The sequence below is a fragment of the Nocardiopsis camelliae genome (assembly GCF_028993595.1).
GTDB classification, from domain to species: Bacteria; Actinomycetota; Actinomycetes; order Streptosporangiales; family Streptosporangiaceae; genus Nocardiopsis; species Nocardiopsis dassonvillei.
In genome coordinates, this window is record NZ_CP118614.1 from 3,851,484 (window position 1) to 3,872,543 (window position 21,060).

Below are 21,060 nucleotides of genomic sequence, written 5' to 3' on the forward strand. Positions count from 1 at the left end.
GGGACGGGGGGTTCAGCGCACCATCGCGGGGCGCTTGGGGTCGAAGGTCCAGTCGGGGACGATGTGCCGCATGGCAGCGGCGTCGTCGCGTGCGCCCAGGCCGTGCTCCAGGTACAGCTCGTGCGCGGCGGCCAGGGCGTCGCGGTCCAGCTCCACGCCCAGGCCGGGGGCGGTGGGCACGGTGACAGCGCCGTCCTCGATCCGGAAGGGCCTGCGGGTCAGGGCCTGGCCGTCCTGCCAGATCCAGTGGGTGTCCAGGGCGGTGATGTCGCCGGGGGCGGCTGCCCCCACGTGGGTGAACATCGCCAGGGAGATGTCGAAGTGGTTGTTGGAGTGCGAGCCCCAGGTCAGGCCGAAGTCCTCGCACAGCTGGGCCACGCGCACCGAGCCGCGCATGGTCCAGAAGTGCGGGTCGGCCAGCGGGATGTCCACCGCGTTGACGCGCACGCTGTGCGCCATCTGGCGCCAGTCGGTGGCGATCATGTTGGTGGCGGTCCGCAGACCGGTGGCCCGCCGGAACTCCGCCATGACCTCGCGTGCGGAGTAGCCGCCCTCGGCGCCGCAGGGGTCCTCGGCGTAGGCCAGGACGCCGTGCAGGTCGGAGCAGAGCGCGGTCGCCTCGGCCAGCGACCAGGCGCCGTTGGGGTCGATGGTGACGCGGGCGTCGGGGAAGCGCGCGGCCAGGGCGCGGACCGCGGCGGCCTCCTCCTCGCCCGCCAGCACCCCGCCCTTGAGCTTGAAGTCGCGGAAGCCGTAGCGGCTCCGGGCGGCCTCGGCCAGGGCGACGACGGCCTCGGGGGTGAGCGCGGGCTCGGTGCGCAGGCGCTCCCAGTCGTCGGCGGGCTCCTTCGCCTCGGGGTAGGGCAGCGGTGTGCGGTGGCGGTCGCCGACGTAGAACAGGTAGCCCAGCATGGGCACCCGCTCGCGTCGGCGTCCCTCGCCGAGCAGGTCGCAGACCGGCACGCCCAGGTGCTGGCCCAGCAGGTCGAGCAGGGCCGACTCCAGGGCGGTGACCGCGTGCACGGTGGTGCGCAGGTCGAAGGTCTGCTCGCCCCGCCCACCCCGGTCGCGGTCGGCGAAGGCGTCCTGGACGCGGCGCAGCAGGGGGTTGAGTTCGGCGACGGGGCGTCCGACGAGCAGTTCGGCGGCGTCGGCGATGGTGGCGCGGATGGGCTCGCCGCCGGGGACCTCGCCCAGGCCGGTGCGTCCCTCGCTGTCGGTGAGGATGGCGATGTTGCGGGTGAAGAAGGGGCCGTGTGCGCCGCTGAGGTTGAGCAGCATGCTGTCGCGTCCGGCCACCGGCACCACGTCGACGGAGGCGATGGTGGGCGTGCTCATGCGTGGTCTCCTCCGGGCACGACGGTGCCCTCGACTCGTCGGTTCAGCCGCCAGGGGTTGTCCCGGCGCAGTGCGGGCGGCAGCAGGGCGTCGGGCACGTCCTGGTAGCTGACCGGCCGCAGGAACCGGTGCAGGGCCAGGCTGCCCACCGAGGTGCCCCGGCCGTCGGAGGTGGCGGGGAAGGGACCGCCGTGCACCATCGCGTGGGTCACCTCCACCCCCGTGGGCCAGCCCCCGAACAGGACGCGGCCCGCGCGGCGCTCCAGCACCGGCAGCAGGGCGCGCGCCGCCGCCAGGTCGTCGGCGTCGCCGGCGTCGGCGTGCAGGGTGGCGGTGAGCTGGCCCTCCATCCCCTCCAGCGCGGCGGGCAGCGCGGCGGCGTCGGGGTAGCGCACCACCGTGCCCGCGGCGCCGAAGACCTCCTCGCTCAGGCGCGGGTCGGCCGTGAGATCGGCCAGGGACACCTCGGCCAGGGCGGGGGCCGGCGCGTTGGGGCCCTGCCCCTCACCGCCCCTGGCCAGCGGCGTGACCTCCGAACGCCCCTCCAACGCCTCCACCCCGTCGCGGAAGGCCGCGGCGATGGGCGCGGTGAGCATCGTCTGGCCGGTGGCGCCGGCCACCAGCCGCGCGGCGGCCTCCACGAACCGGTCCCCGTCCGGGGTGGAGGGGACGAACACCAGCCCGGGGTTGGTGCAGAACTGCCCCGATCCCAGGGTGAGGGAGGCGACGTAGGCCGCGGCCAGGTCCTGGGCTCCCTGCCCGGCGAGCGCGCCGGGCAGCACGAACACGGGGTTGACCGAGGACATCTCGGCGAAGACCGGGATCGGCTCGGGGCGCTCGGCCGCCACCCGCATCAGGGCCAGTCCGCCGCCCCGCGACCCGGTGAAGGCCACGGCCTTCACGCGCGGGTCGGCGACCAGCTCCTGTCCGATGCCGTTGCCCTCCCCGAACAGCAGGGAGAACACGCCGCCGGGCAGGCCGCTCTGGCGCACCGCGTCGGCCACGGCGCGCCCCACGAGTGCGGCGGTGCCGGGGTGGGCGTTGTGGCCCTTGACGATCACCGGGCACCCGGCGGCCAGGGCCGCCGCCGTGTCTCCTCCGGCGGTGGAGAAGGCCAGGGGGAAGTTGCTCGCGCCGAAGACCACCACGGGGCCGACCGGGATGTGCGCCAGGCGCAGGTCGGGGCGGGGCTGGGGGGTGCGGTCGGGCAGCGCCGGGTCGATGCGGGCGCCCAGGGCGTCGCCCTGGGCCACCACGTCGGCGAACATGCGCAGCTGGCCGGTGGTGCGGGCACGCTCCCCGGTCAGGCGCTGGCGCGGCAGGCCGCTCTCGCGCGCCGCCCGGTCCACGAGCGCGTCGCCCAGGGCGTCGATGTTGTCGGCGACGCGGCGCAGGAAGACGGCGCGTTCGGCGGGCGACTGGGCGCGGAAGGCGTCCAGGGCCTGCTCGGCGGCGCGGGTGGCCTCCTGGATCTGGGCGGAGTCCACCAGGCCCACGGGCTCGCCGAACTCCTCCCCCGTGGCGGGGTCGGTCGCGCGCAGGGTCCCGGCCCCGCCCTCGACGGGGGCGCAGGCCACCAGCGGCCCGAGGACGTCCGTGGCCGTGCCCGTGTCCGTGTCCTTGGGGTCCGGAGTGTGCTCGGCCATTCAGGCAACCTTTCCGACCAGCGCGGCCAGCTCGTCGCGCTCGGTCCGGTCGAGTGCGGTCAGGGGTGGCCGGACGGGTCCGCCGTGGCGCCCCGCGGCGTCGAGCCCGGCCTTGACGATGGAGACCGCGTAGCCGCGCATGCGGTCGCGGATGTCCAGGTAGGGGATGACGAAGTCGTTGAGCTTGCGGTACACCGACTCCCTGTCGCGGGCCTGCACGTCGGCGTAGAAGCCCAGGGCGAACTCGGGCGCGAAGTTGTACATCGCGGAGGAGTAGGTGCTCACCCCCAGCTCCAGCAGGGGCAGGGCGAAGGTCTCGGCGGTGGGCAGGCCGCCGATGTAGACCAGCCGGTCTCCGACCCGGGCGTAGATGCGGGTCATCGCCTCGATGTCGCCGACGCCGTCCTTGAAGCCGATGAGGTTGGGGTTGCGCTCGGCCAGTTCGGCGACTGAGCGGTCGTCGAGCACGGCGTTGGCGCGGCTGTAGACGACCACGCCCAGGTCGGTGGCCCGGCAGACCGCGCTGACGTGCTCGACCAGGCCGGGCTGCCCGGCCTCGGTGAGGTAGGGCGGCATGAGGAGGATGCCGTCCGCGCCCGCCTCCTGGGCGGCGCGGGCCTGCAGGGCGGCGGCCGCGGTGCCGCCGGTGGCCGGGGCGAGCACCGGGACCCGGCCACCGACCTCGTCGACCGCCGTGCGCACCACGCGGTCGATCTCGGCCGGGGTGAGGGAGAAGCCCTCGCCGGTGCCCCCGGCGGCGAACAGCCCGGCCACGTCGTGGCCGGCCTGCCAGGCCAGGTGTTCCCGGTAGCGCCCCTCGTCGAAGGCCAGGTCGGCGTCGAAGTGGGTCACGGGGAAGGACAGGAGCCCTGACCTGAGCCGTCCGGCCAGGTCGTCTGGGTGCATCGCGTTCACGTGTCGTCCTCGGTTCTGCGGCTCGGGCCCCGGGGGTGGCGGGCCCGCACGGTGTTGCCGCTACCGTACGGAGCGTCGTTCGATGCTGTCCAAGATTCCTTGGGCATCAACTGATACCCGCCGGGTATCAGGAGCCTGCGCCGTCGGCGGCGGGCCAGGCCTGGAGCACCCGCGGCACGACGGGGTTGGGCGAGTCGTGGGTCCAGATGAGGTGGAGTTCGACGGGGTTCTCGGGCAGCCCCTCCAGTTCGCGGTAGGCCACCCCCGCCACGCCCAGACCGGTCGCCGATGCGGGCACGAAGGCGACCCCGCGCCCGGCGGCCACGAGCCAGACCATGGTCATGACCTGGCTGACCGTGTGCACCACGTTCTGGTGGGCGATGGGCAGCAGCCCGACCACGAGGTCGTAGAAGTAGCGGGCCTTGATCGGCGAGTGCATGATCAGCGGCACGTCCACCAGGTCCTCGGCGGACAGCGGGCCCGCGCGGCGCGCCAGCGGGTGGGCCTCGGGCACCGCGACCAGCAGCCGCTCGCGGAGCTGGACCCGCGTCCCGAACAGGTCGGTGTCCAGGGGCGGCCGGGCCAGGCCCATGTCGATCTCGCCCGACAGCAGGGCCGCGGCCTGTTCCTTGGTGACCATCTCGAACAGCTCGACGGTGATCTCCGGCAGCTGCCTCTCCACGGAGTTGATCATGTCCCCGAGCAGGCCGTAGGAGGAGGCCGCAGTGAAGCCGATCCGCAGCGTGCCCCGCGACCCCTGGGAGATGCGCCGCGCCAGGTCCGGCGCGCTCTCGGCCAGGGACAGCAGGCGCCGGGCCTCGATCAGGAAGGCCTGCCCGGCCGCGGTCAGGACCACGTGGCGCCGGTCGCGCTCCAGCAGGCGCACGCCGACGGCGCGTTCGAGCTTCTGGATCTGGCGGCTGAGCGGGGGCTGGGTCATGGACAGCCGCTCCGCGGCCCGCCCGAAGTGGAGTTCCTCGGCGACGGCGACGAAACCGCGCAGCTGGTCGAAAGAGAACATGATGCACGGAAGGTATCAGCTTATGCCGTATTCGACTTGGACATGCATGATCGCGTGTTCCTATGCTGCCACTCACCGAAGTACGTGACCGCATTCACACAGAACCCTCCGACGTGTGCGGACGGCGGCCACAAGAAAGGCGAGGAACCATGACCCATATGCCGCACAGGAGCCGCGCCCGCCTGGGCGCGGCCTCGGTCCTCGCAGCGGGGCTCACCGTGTCGTTGGCGGCCTGCGGCGGGAACCTGTCCGGCGGGGGCTCCGCCGAGGGCGAGTTCCCCCAGGGGCCGATCACCGTGATGGTCGGACAGGATCCGGGCGGCAGCACCGACCTCATCGCCCGCGCGCTGGCCGACGGGGCGCAGGAGGGGCTCGGCGTCGCGCTCCCGGTCGTCAACACCCCCGGCGCCAACGGCGCCCTGGCCGCCAACGAACTCGCCTCCCAGGAGCCCGACGGCCAGAACCTGCTCGTCATCAACGCCTCCCTCACCGCGATCACCCCCCTGGCGGTCTCGGAGGAGGAGGCGGTCGACATCGCCGACTACGAGGTCGTCACCGGTGTCTCGCGCGACGACTACGTGCTCGTCACCGCGGCCTCCTCCGACTACGACACCCTCCAGGACCTCGTCGACTCCGGCGACGAGGTCGACTACGGCACCACCGGGGTGGGCACCGGCAGCCAGCTGTCCCAGGCGCTGCTGTTCGAGCAGGCCGGGATCTCGGGCACCCCCGTCCCCTTCGACGGCGGCTCCCCCACCCTGACCGCCGTCCTGGGCGAGCAGGTGGACGTGGCCTCGGTCCAGCTCGGCGAGGCGATCGCGCAGATCGAGGCCGGTGAGATCACCCCCCTGGCCACCTTCGCCGAGGAGCGCAACCAGTACCTGTCCGACGTCCCCAGCGCGGTCGAGGCCGGGTACGACGTGCGGGTCTCGCAGTACCGGGCCGTGGTAGCCCCCCAGGGCACGCCCGAGGAGGTCGTGGAGCGGCTGCGCACGGCGTTCACCGAGGTCTTCGCCAGCGACGCCTACCTGGAGTTCAACGAGAACAACCTGCTCACCCCGCACGAACTGGAGCCCGCCGAGCTGACCGAGGAGTGGTCCTCCTTCGCGCAGGAGTACGCCTCCATGGTGGAGGAGTACGGCATCGACATGGGCGAGGGCCGGTGAGCGCGCCCCGCACCCGGCGCGCGCAGGGGTCCGCGTCCGCCGCAGGGGAGCCCATCGCCAGAGAACCCACCACGCGGGAGAACGCCGGGCGGGAGAGCGCTGTGCGAGAGGACGGCGTTCGGGAGGACGGCGCGCGGAAGAGCGGGACTCGGGAAAGCGGGACGGCGCGGGTCACCGCGGAGCGGGACGCAGCGGAGCGGGACGCAGCGCCCACGGGCCCGGAATCCGGCGCGGAGCGGGCCGGTCCGGAGGAAGCCGTTGCGGGGAGGTCCGGTCCGGAGCGGAACGTTCCGAAGGGAGCGATGCCGGAGGGAGCCGTTCCGGAGGGAACCGTCCCAGGGCAGAACGTTCCGGAGGGGGCCGAGCCGCAGGAGGCCCAGTCGCAGGGGGCCCAGTCGCAGGAGGCCGCGCCCGACCCGGAGGACGACGAGGAACCGCCGAAGCCCCTGGGCCCCTGGGCCAACACCGCGGTGGCCCTGACCGTCGTCGCCCTGGGCGCGGCCGGGATCGCCGGATCCTGGGCGCTCGGCCCGGGCACCCCCGCCGACCCCGGCTCGGGCACCTGGCCCCTGCTCGTCAGCGTGGCGATCGCCGCGCTGGGCGTGGCCCTGCTGGGACTGGCTCGCCGCACCGCCGACACCGAGGTCTTCTCCGCCTCCTCCTGGAAGGTGCTGGCCGGGGTCGCCACCATGGTCGGCTTCGTCTCCGTGGTCGGCGTGATCGGTTTCGAGATCCCCTCCGCGCTCCTGGCCTTCGTGTGGCTGCGCTTCCTCGGGGGCGAGTCGTGGCGGCTGTCCGCCATCGCCTCGGTCCTGATCGTGGTCGCCTTCTACGTCGTCTTCGTCGGCCTGCTGGCCGTGCCGATCCCCCACCTCTTCTAGGACACAACGATGGATTCCCTGACACCCATGATCGACGGGTTCGGTGTCGTCCTCGAACCGGTCAACCTGCTCTACTGCCTGATCGGCGTCGTGGTCGGCATGCTGGTCGGGGTCCTGCCCGGGCTCGGGCCCGCGGCCACGATCGCGATCCTGCTCCCCCTGACCTTCGGCCTCGAACCGGTGACCGCGATCATCATGCTCGCCGGCATCTTCTACGGCGCCCAGTACGGGGGGACGATCACCTCGGTCCTGCTGCGCCTGCCCGGCGAGGCGTCCTCCGTGGTGACGGTCTTCGACGGCCACATGCTGGCCCGCCAGGGCCGGGCCGGAACGGCGCTGGGCATCGCGGCCGTTGGCTCGTTCGTGGGCGGGACAGTGTCGATCGTGGCCCTGTCCCTGGTCGCGCCCCTGGTGGCGAGCTTCGCCCTGGACTTCGGGCCGCCCGAGTACACCGCGCTGGCGCTGCTGGGCATCCTGCTGGTGTCCACCGTCGGCAACGGCAGCCGGATCAAGGCGATCATCGCCGCCTGCGTGGGCCTGCTGCTGGCCACGGTCGGGCTGGACACCTTCACCGGCGCCGAACGCTTCACCTTCGACTCCATGGCGCTGTCCGACGGGATCGACTTCGTGCCGATCGCGATGGGTCTGTTCGGCATCGGGGAGATCCTGCACAGCCTGGAGGAGCGCCACCGGGCGCCGAAGAAGCCCCTCAAGGTCACCAACACCTGGCCCTCGCGCAAGGACTTGCGCCAGTCGTCGGGCGCGATCGGTCGGGGCTCGCTCATCGGCTTCGCGCTGGGCATCCTGCCCGGTGGAGGCGCCACCCTGTCCTCCCTGGCGGCCTACGCGATGGAGAAGCGGCGCTCACGCAACCCCGAGCGCTTCGGCAGGGGCGCGGTGGAGGGCGTGGCCGCTCCCGAGACGGCCAACAACGCCGCCGCCACCTCCTCGTTCATCCCGCTGCTGACCCTGGGCATCCCGGCGAACGCGACGATGGCGATCATCTTCGGCGCGCTACTCATCCAGGGCGTGCCGCCGGGGCCGGAGCTGGTGACCCAGGAGCCGGAGCTGTTCTGGGGCGTCATCAACTCGATGTACATCGGCAACATCCTGCTGCTGATCATGAGTATTCCGCTGGTGGGGCTGTTCGTGCGGATCCTGCGGGTGCCCCCGACGATCCTGGCGCCCATCACGGTGCTGATCACCCTGGTGGGCGTGTACACGGTGCGCAACAACGTGTTCGACATCGTGCTGGTAGTGGTCTTCGGGCTGCTGGGTTACCTGATGAAGAAGTTCGGCTTCGACCCGGGGCCGCTGGTGCTGGCCTTCGTCCTGGGTTCGCTGCTGGAGAGCTCGCTGCGCCGGTCGCTGCTGCTCTTCGACGGGGACCCCACGGGTTTCCTGACCCGGCCGATCTCGGGAACGCTGTTGCTGCTGCTGGCCGTGGTGATCGTACTGCCGCTGGCGCGTGCTCTGTGGCGGTGGTACCGGGGCCGGGTCGGTGGCAGTGCCAGTGGCAGTGGTGGTGCCAGTAGCAGTGGTGGTGCCAGTAACAGTGGTGACGGCAGCGGTAGTGGCGCTGGTGAGGGTAGGAGCGAGGAACCCGCAGGGAGGACGGACACCTGACCGGTTTCCGTTTCCTCCAGGCAGTGTTCCGGCCCCGGGCGATCGTCCGGGGCCGTTCGCGTGTTTTCCACAGGTGGGATTTGGGGCTGGTCGTGGGTGGTGCGGTGATGGTTTCCTGGAAATAGGGGGGATCCCACCCAAGGGGCGTTTTGGTGTGCCCTGAAACGCTCTTCGTTCAATAACGGCAATGGATCAAGGGGCAGGGAGGGGCCGCCCACAGGGCCCCTCCCTACGCTATTCCTGCTGGGGATTGCTGGCGGCAACGAAAGCGCACCAGCTGCCGCGAAAGGGTACGGGCAGCGGGAAACGGCGGGCGCCGGGTGGGAGCGTGGGCGACCGACGAAAAGCGGCACCAAAGGCGGGAGCGGCTACCGGAGGGCGACCAACGCCCGGGGTGTGCGGGTGGTCGGGCTCTGCTGCGTCAGCACCAACGGCCAGCAGGCCCTCCGGCCTCGGGCAACGATCCTGGCCCCTGCGGTCGGGGATGGCGACGATCGTGTCAACGGCAAGCGGTTATTCTGGGCGCACCTTTTCGGACACCTTTTGAGCCCGCCTTAAATGTGACCCTCCAATCAAGAGAAGCCCACGGAAAAAAGGCTTCTAATTCCGGCCGTGAATGGTGGAGAAAGGGCGATCGGCGGCCTATAATAAGAAGTATGGAGATGATGACCGCAGCGCCCGAGACGGCCCCCGGGGAATGTTCCCCGGCCGTGGCCGCGCTGGCCGGTGCGCGCGAGATCATCGACCACGCGTTGAACGCCGACGTGCCGCCCGGGGCGGACGAGAGTGCGGCTGAGGAGATCGCGGCGCTGTGGGCCCAGCTGGACCAGATCCGGTACCAGGCGTTGGCGCGGATGGCGCGTTTGTACGCGCGGGGTGCGGTGGCCCGCTACAGCGGTTATTCCACGTTGGACAAGTGGTTGGTGCACCACGGCAAGTTGCCCACCTCCCAGGCCAAGGATTTGGCGCGGCTGGCCCAGCATGTGCACGAGGAGACCTTGCCCGCCACAGTGGAAGCGGTGGAGACGGGCGCGGTGGGGTTGGGTGAGGCGGTGGTGATCGCCAAGGTCACCGACAAAGCCGTCCAGGTGCGCGATGAGGACTACTTTCCTGACCAGGCGCAGTACCGGCAGGGGTTCGAGTCCGCTCTGGTGGCCGCGAAGGTGGAGCGGCCTGCGTTGTCGGTCAACCAGCTTCAGTCGGTGGCCCGCCAGGTCGCGCATCGTTTGGACCCCCACCGCCTGGACCGCGACCACGAAGCTGCTCACGCCTCGCGTGGGCTGGTCGTGCATGACACGTTCCAGGGCAGCTACCAGCTCCAGGCGTGGGGCGGCAGTGGGGATGCGTTGATTGTGCGCGCGGCCATCGACACCTTCACCACCCCACCCTCGGACGAGGACACGCGGTCGCGGTCTCAGCGGGAGCATGACGCGCTCATCGCGGCGCTGCGCTTTGCCACCACCCACACCGGATGCGCCAACGCCCCCGCTGCGTTGGCGCAGATCCGCATCGTCGTGCCGGTGCAGACCTACCTGGACACCCAAGGCCAGGAAGTGCCAGCGCTGGACGAGCACGGCCGCGTCATTCCCGTCGGGGTGGTGCACGAACTCGCCGCCGACTCTGAGGTGGTGCGGATGCTCACCGCCCCGCCCACCGGGCAGGTCCTGGATGTGGGCCACAGCCGACGCCTGGCCTCAGCCCGCCAGCGCACCGCCGCGTTCCACGGGCACACCACCTGCGCCCACCCGCAAGGGTGCGAAGTTCCGGTGGCCCTCTGCCAGGCCGATCATGTGCAGTCGTTCTCTCGGGGCGGGCGCACGGTGGTGGCGAACCTGCAACCGCTGTGTGGGCCGCATAACCGGGCCAAGTACCAACGCGAACTCCGCACACACCAGCGGCGAGGACAGGATCATCCGCCCGACAGGATTGCGGTTCCACCGCCCCGGGAATGACCCCGGCCGGGCCGGGCCCCGGCATGCCCACACCCGACAAGAGGCCCGGACCCGTGCTCGCCGTCGTCGCTGCCACCGTCGCCCACCCCCGCCACAGGGGCCGGTCGCGCTGCCCCAGGCCCGCCAGCCCCGCCGCCTTTGGTGCCGACGCAGCAAAGCCCCACCACCCCACAACCTCAGGCGTTGGTCGCCCTCCCGGGCCACTACGCGGCAGCAGATGACGCAGGAGCGAGCAACCATCCCCGAACGGCAAGCGTTGACCGCCTGCCTCGCCTGCCCCGCCTCCCCGAACAGGTGCGGCGGGGAACCCCGGAGACCTCCCCACCGCACCTTCACGGGCCCCGGCTCTCCTCTCCCTGCCGGGGCCCGCCCATCACCTCACCTCGCACCTCATTCCGCCCGGGCCGGACCGACCCGATCCGTCACAGCGAGGCGCGCACCCTCTCCACGATCCTGGGCACGGACACGCCGTAGCGGTCGTAGAGGGTGGGCAGCGCCCCCGCGTCCAGGAACTCGTCCGGCAGTCCGATGTGCTCCATCCGCCGGGCCACCCCGCGCTGAACCATCGCGGAGGCCACCGACTCGAACAGCCCGCCCACGACCGAGTGGTTCTCCAGCACGAACACCCTGCGGTCCCGGCCCACCTGCTCCAGGACCGTCTCCACGTCCAGCGGCTTGATGGTGGGCACGTGCAGGACCGCCGCACCGATCCGGTCGGCCTCCAGTTCCGCGGCGGCGCGCAGCGCGCGCTCGGTCATCATCCCCGAGGAGACGAATAGGACGTCGTCGCCGCCGCGCAGGAGCGCGGCCTCGCCCAGCCGGAACTCGTAGTCGTACTCGTCCAGCACCGTGGGCACCGCGCCGCGCAGGATGCGGGTGTAGGTGGGCCCCTCGTGCGCGATCAGCTGCGGGACCGCCTGCTCGATGTCCACCGAGTCGCACGGGTCCACGATCACCATGCCGGGGATGCCCCGCAGCAGGGCGATGTCCTCGGTGGCCTGGTGGCTGGGCCCGTAACCGGTGGTCAGGCCGGGCAGCGCCGCGACGACGTTGACGTTCAGGCGCGGTTCGGCGATGTCCAGGCACAGGAAGTCGTAGGCGCGGCGGGTGGCGAAGACCGAGTAGGTGGAGGCGAAGGGCACGAACCCCTCCATCGCCAGCCCGGCGGCGGCGCCCATCATCACCTGTTCGGCCATGCCCATCTGGTGGAAGCGGTCGGGCATGGCGTCGCGGAAGACGTGCATGTCGGTGTACTTGGCCAGGTCCGCCGACAACCCCACGACACGCTCGTCCTCGCGCGCGGCGCGCACCAGGGCGTGCCCCAGGGGCGCCTGGACGGTGCGTGCGCCCTCCTCCGCGATCGAGGCGATCATGGCGTCCGACGTCAGCTTCCTGCCGCCGCCACCGCTTTCCCTGCCGACCGTGCTCGCGCTGGTGGTGCTCATGCCGTGTACCCCTCGTATCCCTGGCGCAGCTGCTCGCGCGCGGTCTGCCACTCGTCCTCGGCCACCCGCATGAAGTGCAGTTTCTCCCTGCTCTCCAGCATTGGCACCCCCGCGCCGATCCTGGTGTCGCACACCAGCGCCGTGGGCGAGCCGCGGTGCTCGCGCAGCTCGTCCAGGGCCGCGGCGACGGCGGCCACGTCGTTGCCGTCCACCCGCAGGGTGTGCCATCCGCTGACGCGCAGCTTCTCGTCGGCGGGTTCGGTGCCCATGACCTCCTGGGCGGGGCCGTCGGCCACCTGGCGGTTCATGTCCACGATGGCGGTGACGTTGTCCAGGCGGTGGTGGGCCGCGGCCTGGACCGCCTCCCACGTGGAGCCCTCGCTGAGCTCGCCGTCGGAGAGCAGGTTGTACACGCGGGCGGGGTTGCCCTTGCGGCGCAGTCCCAGGCCGATGCCCACCGCGATCCCCAGCCCGTGGCCCAGGGAGCCGCCGGAGATCTCCATTCCCGGCGTGTAGGTGGCCATGCCCGACATCGGCAGGCGCGAGTCGTCGGTGGCGTAGGTGGTCAGTTCCTCCTCGGGGATGATCCCCGCCTCGGCCAGGGCGGCGTACAGGGCGATGGCGTAGTGGCCGATGCTGAGCAGGCAGCGGTCGCGCCCCTCCCACTCCGGCTCCTCGGGGCGCAGCCGCAGGTGGTCGGCGTACAGGGCGGCGAGCACGTCGGCGAAGCCGAGGGCCTGGCCGATGTAGCCCTGTCCCTGGACCTGGGCCTGGGTGAGGGCGTTGAGCCGGATGCGGTAGGCGGCGGCGCGCAGCCGCGCCAGCCTGGCGGTGTCGACGCCGCCTCCGGGTCTGGTGGCGGTCCGGTTCATGGTGACCTTCCTCGGTGTGTGAAGGGTGTGGGTGCGGGGGGCGACGCGTCCCGTCCGGGACGCGGGGTTCAGACCAGCGCCCAGGTGAGGCCGACGAGGGCGAACCCGCTCGCTCCCAGGACCGTGACGAGCACGCTCCAGGTGCGCAGGGCGTCGCGCACCGACAGGCCCAGGTAGCGCGAGACGATCCAGAAGCCCGAGTCGTTGACGTGGGACAGGCAGATGGCGCCGCAGCCGATGGCGAGGTTGATCAGGGCGATCTCCAGGCCGCTGTACCCGCCCGAGGCGATGGCCTCGGCCAGGAGCCCGGAGGTGGTCAGGGCCGAGACGGTGGCCGAGCCCTGGGCCGCCCGCAGCAGCGCGGCCAGGCAGAAGGCCAGGAGCAGCAGGGGCAGTCCCAGGCCGAGCATGCTCTCGGAGAGCACCTCGCCGATGCCGCTGGCGGTGAGCACCCCGGCGAACGCGCCGCCCGCGCCGGTCACGAACACGACCACCGCCGCCGGGGCGAGCGCGGCGTCCATGACCGAGCCGACCGAACGCATCGACCAGCCGCGGCGCACACCCAGCAGGTACAGGGCCAGCAGGCAGCCGGTGAGCAGCGCGAAGGGCGGGGCGCCGACCATGGTCAGGAAGCGCAGGGCCGTGGAGCCCTCCTCCAGGAGGAGTCCGGCGACGGTCTGGAGCCCGATCATGAGGATGGGGACGGCGATGACCGTGATCACGGCGGCGGCGCTGGGCGGGCGCTGCGGCTCCACCCGGGGGCGGGTGGAGACCTTGGCCGCGCCCGCGCCGTCCGTCCCGCCGGTACCGCCCGCGTCACCCGTGTCACCCGGAATCCCGGTGCCGCCGCCCGTACCCCCGGTTCCGGGCTCGCCGGTGTTCTGCTCGTACAGTTCGGCGGTGGAGGGCAGCATGGCGTACGCGCGCCGGTTGAGCAGCTTCGCCGTGTAGTGGGCGACCACGCCCACCGGAAGGATGAGCGCGGCGCCCAGGAGGGTGACCAGGCCCATGTCGGCGCCGGTGAGCACGGAGCTGCCGACGATGCCGGGGTGGGGCGGCAGCACCACGTGGATGAAGAGCATCAGCCCGGCGATAGGCAGGCCGATGCGCATGGGCGAGGGCAGGCGGGCCGCCCGCGAGAAGGCGTAGATGATCGGGACCAGGACGATGAAGGCGACGTCGAAGAAGATCGGGACCGCGATCACCGACGAGGCGATCAGCAGCGCCACGCCCACCCTGGCCGGGCCGAGCAGCGCGCTGAAGCGCTCGGAGAGCGCGTCCGCGCCGCCGGAGTGCTCGACGATGGCGCCGAGCATCGCGCCCAGCCCCACCAGGAGGGCCACGTTGCCCAGGGTGCCGCCCAGTCCTTCCACGATGGTGGGCACCACGTCCTCGAAGGGCATGCCCGTGGCCAGGGCGGTGCCGACGCTGACCAGCAGGAGGGCGACGAAGGCGGGGACGTTGAAGCGGATGATGAGGACGAGCAGCGCGCCGATCGCCCCCAGGGCGATCAGTGCGAGTACGAGGGCGTCCATGGACTCGGGTTCTCTCTGTCGTGGCGGCACGGGTCCCGCGCACAGCTCCGGAAGGCGTTTTCCGGGCATGCTGAGGGGACCGTCGGCGCCGCGCGGGGACGGGGGGCGGTGGGGGCCGGGCAGGGGCCCGGCGGGGTCAGTCCCGGTAGACCCGGATGACCTGGGAGTCGTCGTGGTCGGTCAGACCGGCCTCGGCGGCCCTGGTGTAGGCGTCGCGGGCGGCCAGGAGCAGCGGGGCGGAGAACCCGGCCTCCTCGGCGGTGTCGGCGACGAGCCCGGAGTCCTTGACGAAGATCCCGATGGTGCTGGTGATCTCGTCGGGGCCGTCGGGCAGCATGCGCGGGCCGCGGTCGCCGAGCATCCAGGAGCCCCCGGCGCCGCCGGAGACGGCCTCCAGCACGTCGGCGGGGTCGAGCCCGAGGCGTTCGGCCAGGGCCAGCGACTCGGCCGCGGCGGCGATGTGCACCGAGCACAGGAGCTGGTTGACGACCTTGTAGGACTGTCCGCGGCCGGGCTGGTCGCCGCAGTCGCGCACCGTGCCCATCGCCTCCAGCACGGGCCCGCACCTGCGGAGGGCCTCGGGGTCGCCGGAGGCGAACAGGGTCAGGGCCGCGCGCCGGGCCCCGGCCACCCCTCCGGTGACCGGCACGTCCAGCAGCCGCACCCCGCGCTCGCGCGCGAGGTCGGCGACCTCGCGCACGGGGCCGGGTCCGACGGTGCTCATGACCACGAGCACCGAGTCGGCGCGCATGGCCTCCAGTGCGCCGCCCGGGGCGGTGACCGCGGCGCGCAGCTGGTCGGGGGTGGCGACCATGACGATGACGACGTCGGCCTCACCGATTCCGGCGGTGTCGGGCTGGGTGCGCAGGCCCTGGCCGCGGGCCTGCTCGCGGCGGTGCGGCGAGGGGTCCACGCCGACCACGGTGTGCCCGGCCGCGGCGACCTGCAGGGCCATGGGCAGACCGATGGCGCCGACGCCGACGAACATCACGGCCGTTTTCGGGCACGGCTGTGGAACTGGTGTGGTGTCCATGTGTCTTCCTTCTCCCCCGCGGGGGGTGTCTCGGGCCGGGCGGTGTCCGGCTAGCGCCCGTCGGCGGGCGCGGCTCCCTCGGTGATGCGGCGCCACAGGGTGAAGTGCTCCACCATCGCGGCCGCGGCGGCGCTGCGGTCGTGCGCCTCGACGGCGTCGACGATGGGCGTGTGGACGGTGTCCGTCCTGCGGGGCCCCCCGGGGTCGCCTTCGGCGGCGCGGGCCTCGATGTCCAGGGCCAGGGCCCGCTTGTGGGCGAGGACGTCCTTGAGCGCCAGGCTCATGCCGTCGACGAAGAACTCGATCACCGGGTTGTCGGCGATCTGGAACAGCTTCTTGTGGAAGGCGTAGTCGGCCTCGTGCCCGGCCTCGGCGTCGCCCGCGGCGGTGGCCCGGACCATGTCCTCGACGTGGCCGCGCAGCACGCGCACGTCCTCCTCGTCGGCGCGGTCGGCGGCCTCCTGGACCACGGCGACCTCCATCATCTCCCGGGCGCGTTCGACGCTGTCGTCGTCGATGTGGCCGAACTTGGACATGAGGCCGAACAGGAACTGGACGAAGGAGGCGTCGGGCTTGGTGAAGAACGTCCCCGCCCCCTGGGTGCGGCGCACCATGCCGAGCATCTCCAGGCTGCCGAGGTTCTCCCGGACGGTGGCCCGGCTCGTGCCCAGCCGTTCGGCCAGCTCCCGTTCCGTCATCAGGCGCGACTCGGTGCCGGCGGCCTTCGCCTCCGGCGCCAGCGCCTCGACCAGGGCGTCGAAGTTCGTGTCCACCGCACCTCCTGATTGGCCTGACCAATGTGAGGAAGCGTACAAGTCGCAGGTCGCGGGCGTCAATGGATTGGTAAGGCCAATATTTCCGCCGTGTGAAGGCCCGGTGTCGTACCGCCCCGAAGGGCCGATGCCGTACCACCGCGAAGGGCCGGCGCCCGCCCGGATCCGGGGCCGGGACGCCTCCCCCGCCACGGGTGTCCACACCCCCGGTGCCGCCCTGGACGAGCCCCGCACACACCGCGGCGGGGAGCCCCGAAGGACCCCCCGCCGCCCCCTCGGGCCCGGCTCGCGCCCGGCCCCACCGACCTCACACCAGGTACAGGAACACCGTCAGCACCAGACCGGCGACGGCGATCACCCACGTGTAGGGCAGCGTCGAGAGCATCGACCGCTCCGGGCGCACCCCCGCGTACTGCGCGCTCCACACCGTCTGCGTGCTGGTGGGGTCCGACACCCCCAGCACCTGGCCGTAGGAGGCCATCAGCCCCAGCACCGCCGGAGCCGGGTAGATGCCGCCGGAGATGAGCACACCGGCCACACCCGCGCCCAGGCCGAAGATGTTCATCGGCCCCCGGTACAGGGCCAGCGGCACCAGCACGGCGAAGACCAGCACGAACAGCCACGGGCTGCCGGGGCTGATCGCGGTCACCACCGGCGTGAGCGCCGAGACGGCCCCGGGCAGGTTCACCGCCGCCAGCAGCATGCCGATCGCGATGAACAGCACGATGGGCGGCGCGGCCACGTCGAAGGCCCGGTAGAGCGTGCGCAGCGCGGTGGAGGACATCTCCCGCCACGGCACGGCCGTCAACAGCGCGAAGACCACACCGGCCAGCAGCGAGGGCACGATGGGCACGTGCAGCCCCAGCGCCAGCACGATCGGCACCAGCGGTGTGACCAGCGCGTACCAGGGCGCGTCCCCGCGGCGCCTGCGCCGCTCGGCGGCCCGCTGACGGCGGCTCGGCGGCCTCGTCCCGGCGCCCCCGGAACCGCTGCCCCCGGCCCCGGCCGGGACCCGCACCGCCCAGGTGTGCCGGGCTCCCTTGCGGCGCATCTCGATGAGGATGTAGGCCAGCCCGCCCGCCAGCGCGATCGGGAACAGGCGCAGCTGGAAGTGCTGGACGGTGGAGACCGGCACCCCGATGGCGTCGGACAGGAACTGCCAGTTGATCAGCTCCAGGGGCAGTCCGGCGGCGATGCCCACCAGCACGGTCCCGGCCGCGACGGTGGGGGTGACCCCCACCGCGATCATCGCGGGGATGCCCACCACACCGGCGAGCATGGCCGCGGGCGCCGAACCGGTGATGCTGCCGCACAGGATCGCGACGACGAAGACGCCGACCGCGACCAGCGAGGGGCGTTCACCGCCGAACTCCACGATCTTGCGCACCAGAGTGGAGGCGATCCCCGCCTCGGACATCAGCGTGCCCAGCCAGCTGCCCAGGAGGATGGCGATCATGGTCGCGGCCAGGCGCGGCGCGCCCTCCTGGATGACCGTCCCGGTGACGCTGCCCTCCTCCCCCGTCAGGGGCGCGCCCGCGATGAGCGCGATCGCGACGGAGAGCAGGACCAGGGCGAAGGCGGTGGGCAGGCGGCGCGTCAGCATCAGGCCGACGCCCACCGCCATGGCGAGGAGGATTGCGAAGGCGGTCACGGGCGTTCTCCGGGGGAGGTTCGCGGGGCGGGCCGGTCGTGGCCCGTACCCCGGTGGGCAAGGGTGGCGGCGATGGCCGCGGTGAGCGCGATCGGACTGCGGCCCAGTCCCGCGCGGCGGCGGGCGTAGGCGTGCGCGGCGATCTCGTCGGCGCCGACCACGTGTCCGCGCAGGCGCAGCGGCCCCAGGCGCACCAGGACGTGGTCGAGTTCGCGCCGCAGCGCGCGGCCCCGCCCCTCGTGCAGCATCCGGTGGGCGTGCTCGTGGGCCAGCGCGGTCTCGCGCAGGGCCGCGCGGGTGAGGTCGCGCCCCCACCCGGCGTCGCGGGCCACGCGGTGGGCGTGGTCGAGGGCGTCGGCGTAGACGACCACCCGGTCGCCGCAGGCGCGGTGCAGGTACTCGGCGAGCAGGACCTCGCCCGGACGCAGCCCGCCGACGGCCCGCTCCTCCACACGCACGGCGTTCCCGGCGTCCTCCACCGCTTCCGTGCCCCCGGTGTCCACGTCCGCTCCGGCGCTGGCGGCGTCCTCCTCGGCCATGCGCTCACCGAAGCGCAGCGCCGTGGCGGCCCAGGACAGCAGCAGGTCGCGGTCGCGGCCCTCGTGGGTGGCGGTCAGCGCGAGCAGGTCGGCGGCCAGCTCCTCGTCGGAGGCGGCGCCGATGCGCGCGTACTCCTCGGCCAGCCCGGGGGCTACGCCGCTGCCGTGCCCGCCGGGCGCCTGCGCCCGTTCCCCCGTCTCCCGCCGGTCCGGGCGCTCCGTGTGCCACGGGGGCTTCGGTCGGCCCGCGCGCCCCGGCGCCTCGCGCCGGGACGCGTGCTCGGCGCTGCCGGGGCATTCCGGTGGGCCAGACCCGAAGGAACGCGGTTCGTGGGCCGCGCGCGGCGGCGTGTGCGCGCTCACCGCCGCTTCTCCATGACCGCGACGACCGTCTCGTCGGGGGCGCGGCGGGCGATCTCCGCCGAGGCCAGCGCGACCAGGTGCCCCGGGTCCAGCACCCCCGACAGGTCGGCGAACTTGGGGCCCAGCAGCAACCACACCGCCGGGGGCAGCGCCCCGCCGTCGCCGTAGGCGGTGCGCTCGGCCACCAGGTCCTTGAGCCGCCCCTCGGCCTCGGCGGCCACCAGCGTGTCCACCAGGGCGTCGGCGCTGTGCAGGCGCACCACCCCTTCGGCGTCCACCACGCGGACGTGGGTGCGTTCGCGGGCGAAGCGCCCCAGCGGCCCGCCGGGCCTGCGCACCAGCCCGAACACCCGGTACTGGCCGTTGGCCGCGTACTCGGTCAGTTCGGCCGGTCGGGCCCCCAGACTGGCCGCCGCGGCGGCCCGCGCCCCGGCCTCGGCGTCGGCGGCGGCGGTGCGGTCCTTGGTGCGCAGTTCGGTGGCGCCCGTGGCCACGGCCGCCACCAGGTTGCGCTGGGGGTCCACGGTGACGTCCACCTCGATCCCCGCCGGGTCCGCGCCCTGGCGCAGCACCGCCTGCTCGGCCTCGGCGCGCACCGCGAGCACGTCGGCGTGGGTCGCGCCGGGGATGATGCGCTCCACCGACTCGCGCACCAGCGCCAGCGCCACGCCCAGGGGGCTGATGACCTCGCTGTGCGCGGCGATACGCGCGTCCAGCCCGGTGCGCCGGCCCAGGTAGGGGGTGACGGTGGCCGCGCCGCCGCCCCCGCCGACCAGGGCGCACACCTGCCGGTCCAGGCCGTAGTCGCCCACCATCTCGTCCACGACCGCGGCCACGCGCTCGGTGGCCTTGTGCAGCACCGCGCGGGCGGCCTCCTCCACCTCCACGCCCAGGGCCTCGGCCAGCGGGGCGAGGGCGGCGCGGGCCGCACGGGCGTCGGCGCGGGCGTAGTCGCCCTCGGGGACGAGCCCGGCGGCGTTGGCGGCGCAGGTCACGGTCAGGGCGAAGCGCCGCCCGCCGCCCTCCAGGACGGCGTGGTCGCCCGGGTCGGAGGCCATGGGGCTGATCCGCACCAGGCGGGCGCCCTCCAGCTCGGCCGGGTCGGCGAAGCAGGCGTAGGGCAGCCCGGCGATGTGGGCGCTGCGCGGTCCCACTTCGGTCAGGCTCGCCCGGCCGGGGCCCTCGCCCCCGCCGACCCGGACCAGGGAGCCGCCGCCGATGCCGACGGTGCGCACGTCCAGCGCCGACAGGTAGGTCTCCCTGCCGCCCAGGCGGGCGTGGCGGATCTGCACCCGCCCGCGCCGGATGACGCTGATGTCGGTGGAGGTGCCGCCGGTCTCCAGGAACACGCCCTCGCTGACCTTCTCGCCCATCAGGGCGCCCGCCACGCCCGCGGCGGGCCCGGAGAGCACGGTGAGCAGCGGCCGGTGGCGCATCTCGGGCAGCGACATCACGCCGCCGTCGCAGCGCATGACCATGAGCGGGGCGGTGACCCCGGCCTTGTGGATGCTGCGCTCGACCAGGTCGGCGGTCTGGAGCATGCGGGGCATGACCCCGGCGTTGAGCGCGGCGGTGCGGGCGCGTTTGCCCAGGCCGTAGAGCTGGGTGATCTCGTGGGTGGCGGTGACGGGGACGCCCCGGGCGCGGGCGGCCTCCAGCACGGCCAGCTCGCCGCGCGGGTCGTCCACGCTGAAGGGTTCGACGGCGACGACGACCTCGGCGCCCTCGGCGACCACCTGGTCCACGCTGGCCAGGGCCGCGCCCTCCCGGTCGGGTTCGCGCAGCGCGGCGTAGCGCACGGGCAGCGGGTGGCCCGAGTCCAGTCTCAGCTTGCCCAGGGAGCGCAGCCTGCGGGTGGCGAAGGCGTCGTAGCCGCTGCCGACGCCGACGATGCCGATGGTGGCCACGTCGCCCTCCAGCAGGGCGTTGGTGGCCTGGGTGGTGCCGTGGGCGAGGAAGCCCACGTCCTCGGCGCGCACGCCGATGTCGCCGAGCAGGCGTTCCAGCGCGGTCATGATGCCGTGGGCCACCCCGTCGGCGTGGTCGTGGCTGGTGGGCACCTTGACCTGGCCCAGCAGGGCGTAGGTGGTGGCGCTGACGGCCACGGCGTCGGTGAAGGTCCCGCCGACGTCGATGCCGATGCGCACGGGACCGGGGCCGGAACCGGGGCCCGGGGACGGGATCGGGGTCGCGTCGCTCATGGTCACCCCTTCTGTGGGGAGTCGGGCGGTGGGGAGTGGGACTGCGAGGGTGCGGGTCGGGGGCGGGCGCCCGAACACGGGCCGAAGCGGAGGCCCGAAGGAG

At 73.1% G+C, this 21,060-nt stretch carries 16 protein-coding genes; 4 read left to right on the plus strand and 12 right to left on the minus strand.

Annotated elements, in window-relative coordinates:
• Nucleotides 1-12: 12 nt before the first annotated feature.
• From PV789_RS16925 to PV789_RS16940, 4 genes are all read right to left on the minus strand, one after another.
• Nucleotides 13-1,338 carry an enolase C-terminal domain-like protein gene (locus tag PV789_RS16925; protein ID WP_274973536.1) on the minus strand — a complete coding sequence of 442 codons (1,326 nt, stop codon included), beginning with the start codon at nt 1,336-1,338 and terminating at the stop codon, nt 13-15.
• Complete coding sequence (locus PV789_RS16930) at nt 1,335-2,984, minus strand: aldehyde dehydrogenase (NADP(+)) (RefSeq protein WP_274973537.1); 1,650 nt, start codon at nt 2,982-2,984, stop codon at nt 1,335-1,337. The genes PV789_RS16925 and PV789_RS16930 overlap by 4 nt, the downstream gene beginning before the upstream one ends.
• A complete protein-coding gene (kdgD, locus tag PV789_RS16935) occupies nt 2,985-3,890 on the minus strand; it encodes a 5-dehydro-4-deoxyglucarate dehydratase (protein ID WP_274978161.1) in 906 nt (301 codons plus the stop codon).
• Between the two features lie 136 nt (nt 3,891-4,026).
• Nucleotides 4,027-4,920 (minus strand): LysR family transcriptional regulator, encoded by an 894-nt coding sequence (locus PV789_RS16940; protein ID WP_274973538.1) that lies wholly within the window; start codon nt 4,918-4,920, stop codon nt 4,027-4,029.
• A 158-nt stretch (nt 4,921-5,078) separates the two neighbouring features.
• On the opposite strand from PV789_RS16940, the gene PV789_RS16945 reads away from it, so the two are divergent.
• The 4 genes from PV789_RS16945 to PV789_RS16960 all read left to right on the plus strand — a co-directional run bounded on the left by PV789_RS16945 (nt 5,079) and on the right by PV789_RS16960 (nt 10,545).
• Nucleotides 5,079-6,086, plus strand: a complete 1,008-nt coding sequence (locus PV789_RS16945; RefSeq protein ID WP_274973539.1) for a Bug family tripartite tricarboxylate transporter substrate binding protein — start codon at nt 5,079-5,081, stop codon at nt 6,084-6,086.
• Between the two features lie 302 nt (nt 6,087-6,388).
• A complete protein-coding gene (locus PV789_RS16950) occupies nt 6,389-6,967 on the plus strand; it encodes a tripartite tricarboxylate transporter TctB family protein (protein WP_274973540.1) in 579 nt (192 codons plus the stop codon).
• Nucleotides 6,968-6,976: 9 nt separating this feature from the next.
• Entirely contained in the window at nt 6,977-8,593 is a 1,617-nt protein-coding gene (locus PV789_RS16955; RefSeq protein ID WP_274973541.1) for a tripartite tricarboxylate transporter permease, read from the plus strand.
• Between the two features lie 665 nt (nt 8,594-9,258).
• Complete coding sequence (locus PV789_RS16960; protein ID WP_274978162.1) at nt 9,259-10,545, plus strand: HNH endonuclease signature motif containing protein; 1,287 nt, start codon at nt 9,259-9,261, stop codon at nt 10,543-10,545.
• 422 nt (nt 10,546-10,967) lie between these two features.
• On the opposite strand, the gene PV789_RS16965 is transcribed toward PV789_RS16960, so the two are convergent.
• The 8 genes from PV789_RS16965 to PV789_RS17000 all read right to left on the minus strand — a co-directional run bounded on the left by PV789_RS16965 (nt 10,968) and on the right by PV789_RS17000 (nt 20,957).
• Nucleotides 10,968-11,990, minus strand: coding sequence for a transketolase family protein (locus PV789_RS16965; protein ID WP_274973542.1), 1,023 nt, complete (start codon nt 11,988-11,990; stop codon nt 10,968-10,970).
• On the minus strand, nt 11,987-12,862 hold the full coding sequence (locus PV789_RS16970) for a transketolase (protein WP_274973543.1): 876 nt from the start codon (nt 12,860-12,862) through the stop codon (nt 11,987-11,989). Before PV789_RS16970 ends, PV789_RS16965 begins: the two co-directional genes overlap by 4 nt.
• Nucleotides 12,863-12,930: 68 nt before the next feature.
• The gene (locus PV789_RS16975) at nt 12,931-14,397 is read right to left on the minus strand and encodes a GntT/GntP/DsdX family permease (RefSeq protein ID WP_274973544.1); all 1,467 of its coding nucleotides are present in this window, start codon (nt 14,395-14,397) and stop codon (nt 12,931-12,933) included.
• Nucleotides 14,398-14,533: 136 nt separating this feature from the next.
• Nucleotides 14,534-15,430: an NAD(P)-dependent oxidoreductase gene (locus PV789_RS16980; protein WP_274973545.1), complete on the minus strand. Its 897-nt coding sequence runs from the start codon at nt 15,428-15,430 to the stop codon at nt 14,534-14,536.
• Nucleotides 15,431-15,480: 50 nt separating this feature from the next.
• On the minus strand, nt 15,481-16,203 hold the full coding sequence (locus PV789_RS16985) for a FadR/GntR family transcriptional regulator (RefSeq protein ID WP_274973546.1): 723 nt from the start codon (nt 16,201-16,203) through the stop codon (nt 15,481-15,483).
• Between the two features lie 307 nt (nt 16,204-16,510).
• Nucleotides 16,511-17,854: a transporter gene (locus PV789_RS16990; RefSeq protein WP_274973547.1), complete on the minus strand. Its 1,344-nt coding sequence runs from the start codon at nt 17,852-17,854 to the stop codon at nt 16,511-16,513.
• A complete protein-coding gene (locus PV789_RS16995) occupies nt 17,851-18,756 on the minus strand; it encodes a hypothetical protein (RefSeq protein WP_274973548.1) in 906 nt (301 codons plus the stop codon). Before PV789_RS16995 ends, PV789_RS16990 begins: the two co-directional genes overlap by 4 nt.
• The gene (locus tag PV789_RS17000) at nt 18,753-20,957 is read right to left on the minus strand and encodes a hydantoinase/oxoprolinase family protein (protein ID WP_274973549.1); all 2,205 of its coding nucleotides are present in this window, start codon (nt 20,955-20,957) and stop codon (nt 18,753-18,755) included. Before PV789_RS17000 ends, PV789_RS16995 begins: the two co-directional genes overlap by 4 nt.
• Nucleotides 20,958-21,060: the final 103 nt, after the last annotated feature.

Coding starts and splice junctions, on each gene's coding strand:
- PV789_RS16925 (WP_274973536.1), bottom strand. CDS start 1,338: ATGAGCACGCCCACCATCGCCTCCGTCGACGTGGTGCCGGTGGCCGGA.
- PV789_RS16950 (WP_274973540.1), top strand. CDS start 6,389: ATGCCGGAGGGAGCCGTTCCGGAGGGAACCGTCCCAGGGCAGAACGTT.
- PV789_RS16965 (WP_274973542.1), bottom strand. CDS start 11,990: ATGAGCACCACCAGCGCGAGCACGGTCGGCAGGGAAAGCGGTGGCGGC.
- PV789_RS16945 (WP_274973539.1), top strand. CDS start 5,079: ATGCCGCACAGGAGCCGCGCCCGCCTGGGCGCGGCCTCGGTCCTCGCA.
- PV789_RS16980 (WP_274973545.1), bottom strand. CDS start 15,430: ATGGACACCACACCAGTTCCACAGCCGTGCCCGAAAACGGCCGTGATG.
- PV789_RS16955 (WP_274973541.1), top strand. CDS start 6,977: ATGGATTCCCTGACACCCATGATCGACGGGTTCGGTGTCGTCCTCGAA.
- PV789_RS16960 (WP_274978162.1), top strand. CDS start 9,259: ATGACCGCAGCGCCCGAGACGGCCCCCGGGGAATGTTCCCCGGCCGTG.
- PV789_RS17000 (WP_274973549.1), bottom strand. CDS start 20,957: ATGAGCGACGCGACCCCGATCCCGTCCCCGGGCCCCGGTTCCGGCCCC.
- kdgD (WP_274978161.1), bottom strand. CDS start 3,890: ATGCACCCAGACGACCTGGCCGGACGGCTCAGGTCAGGGCTCCTGTCC.
- PV789_RS16970 (WP_274973543.1), bottom strand. CDS start 12,862: ATGAACCGGACCGCCACCAGACCCGGAGGCGGCGTCGACACCGCCAGG.
- PV789_RS16940 (WP_274973538.1), bottom strand. CDS start 4,920: ATGTTCTCTTTCGACCAGCTGCGCGGTTTCGTCGCCGTCGCCGAGGAA.
- PV789_RS16930 (WP_274973537.1), bottom strand. CDS start 2,984: ATGGCCGAGCACACTCCGGACCCCAAGGACACGGACACGGGCACGGCC.
- PV789_RS16975 (WP_274973544.1), bottom strand. CDS start 14,397: ATGGACGCCCTCGTACTCGCACTGATCGCCCTGGGGGCGATCGGCGCG.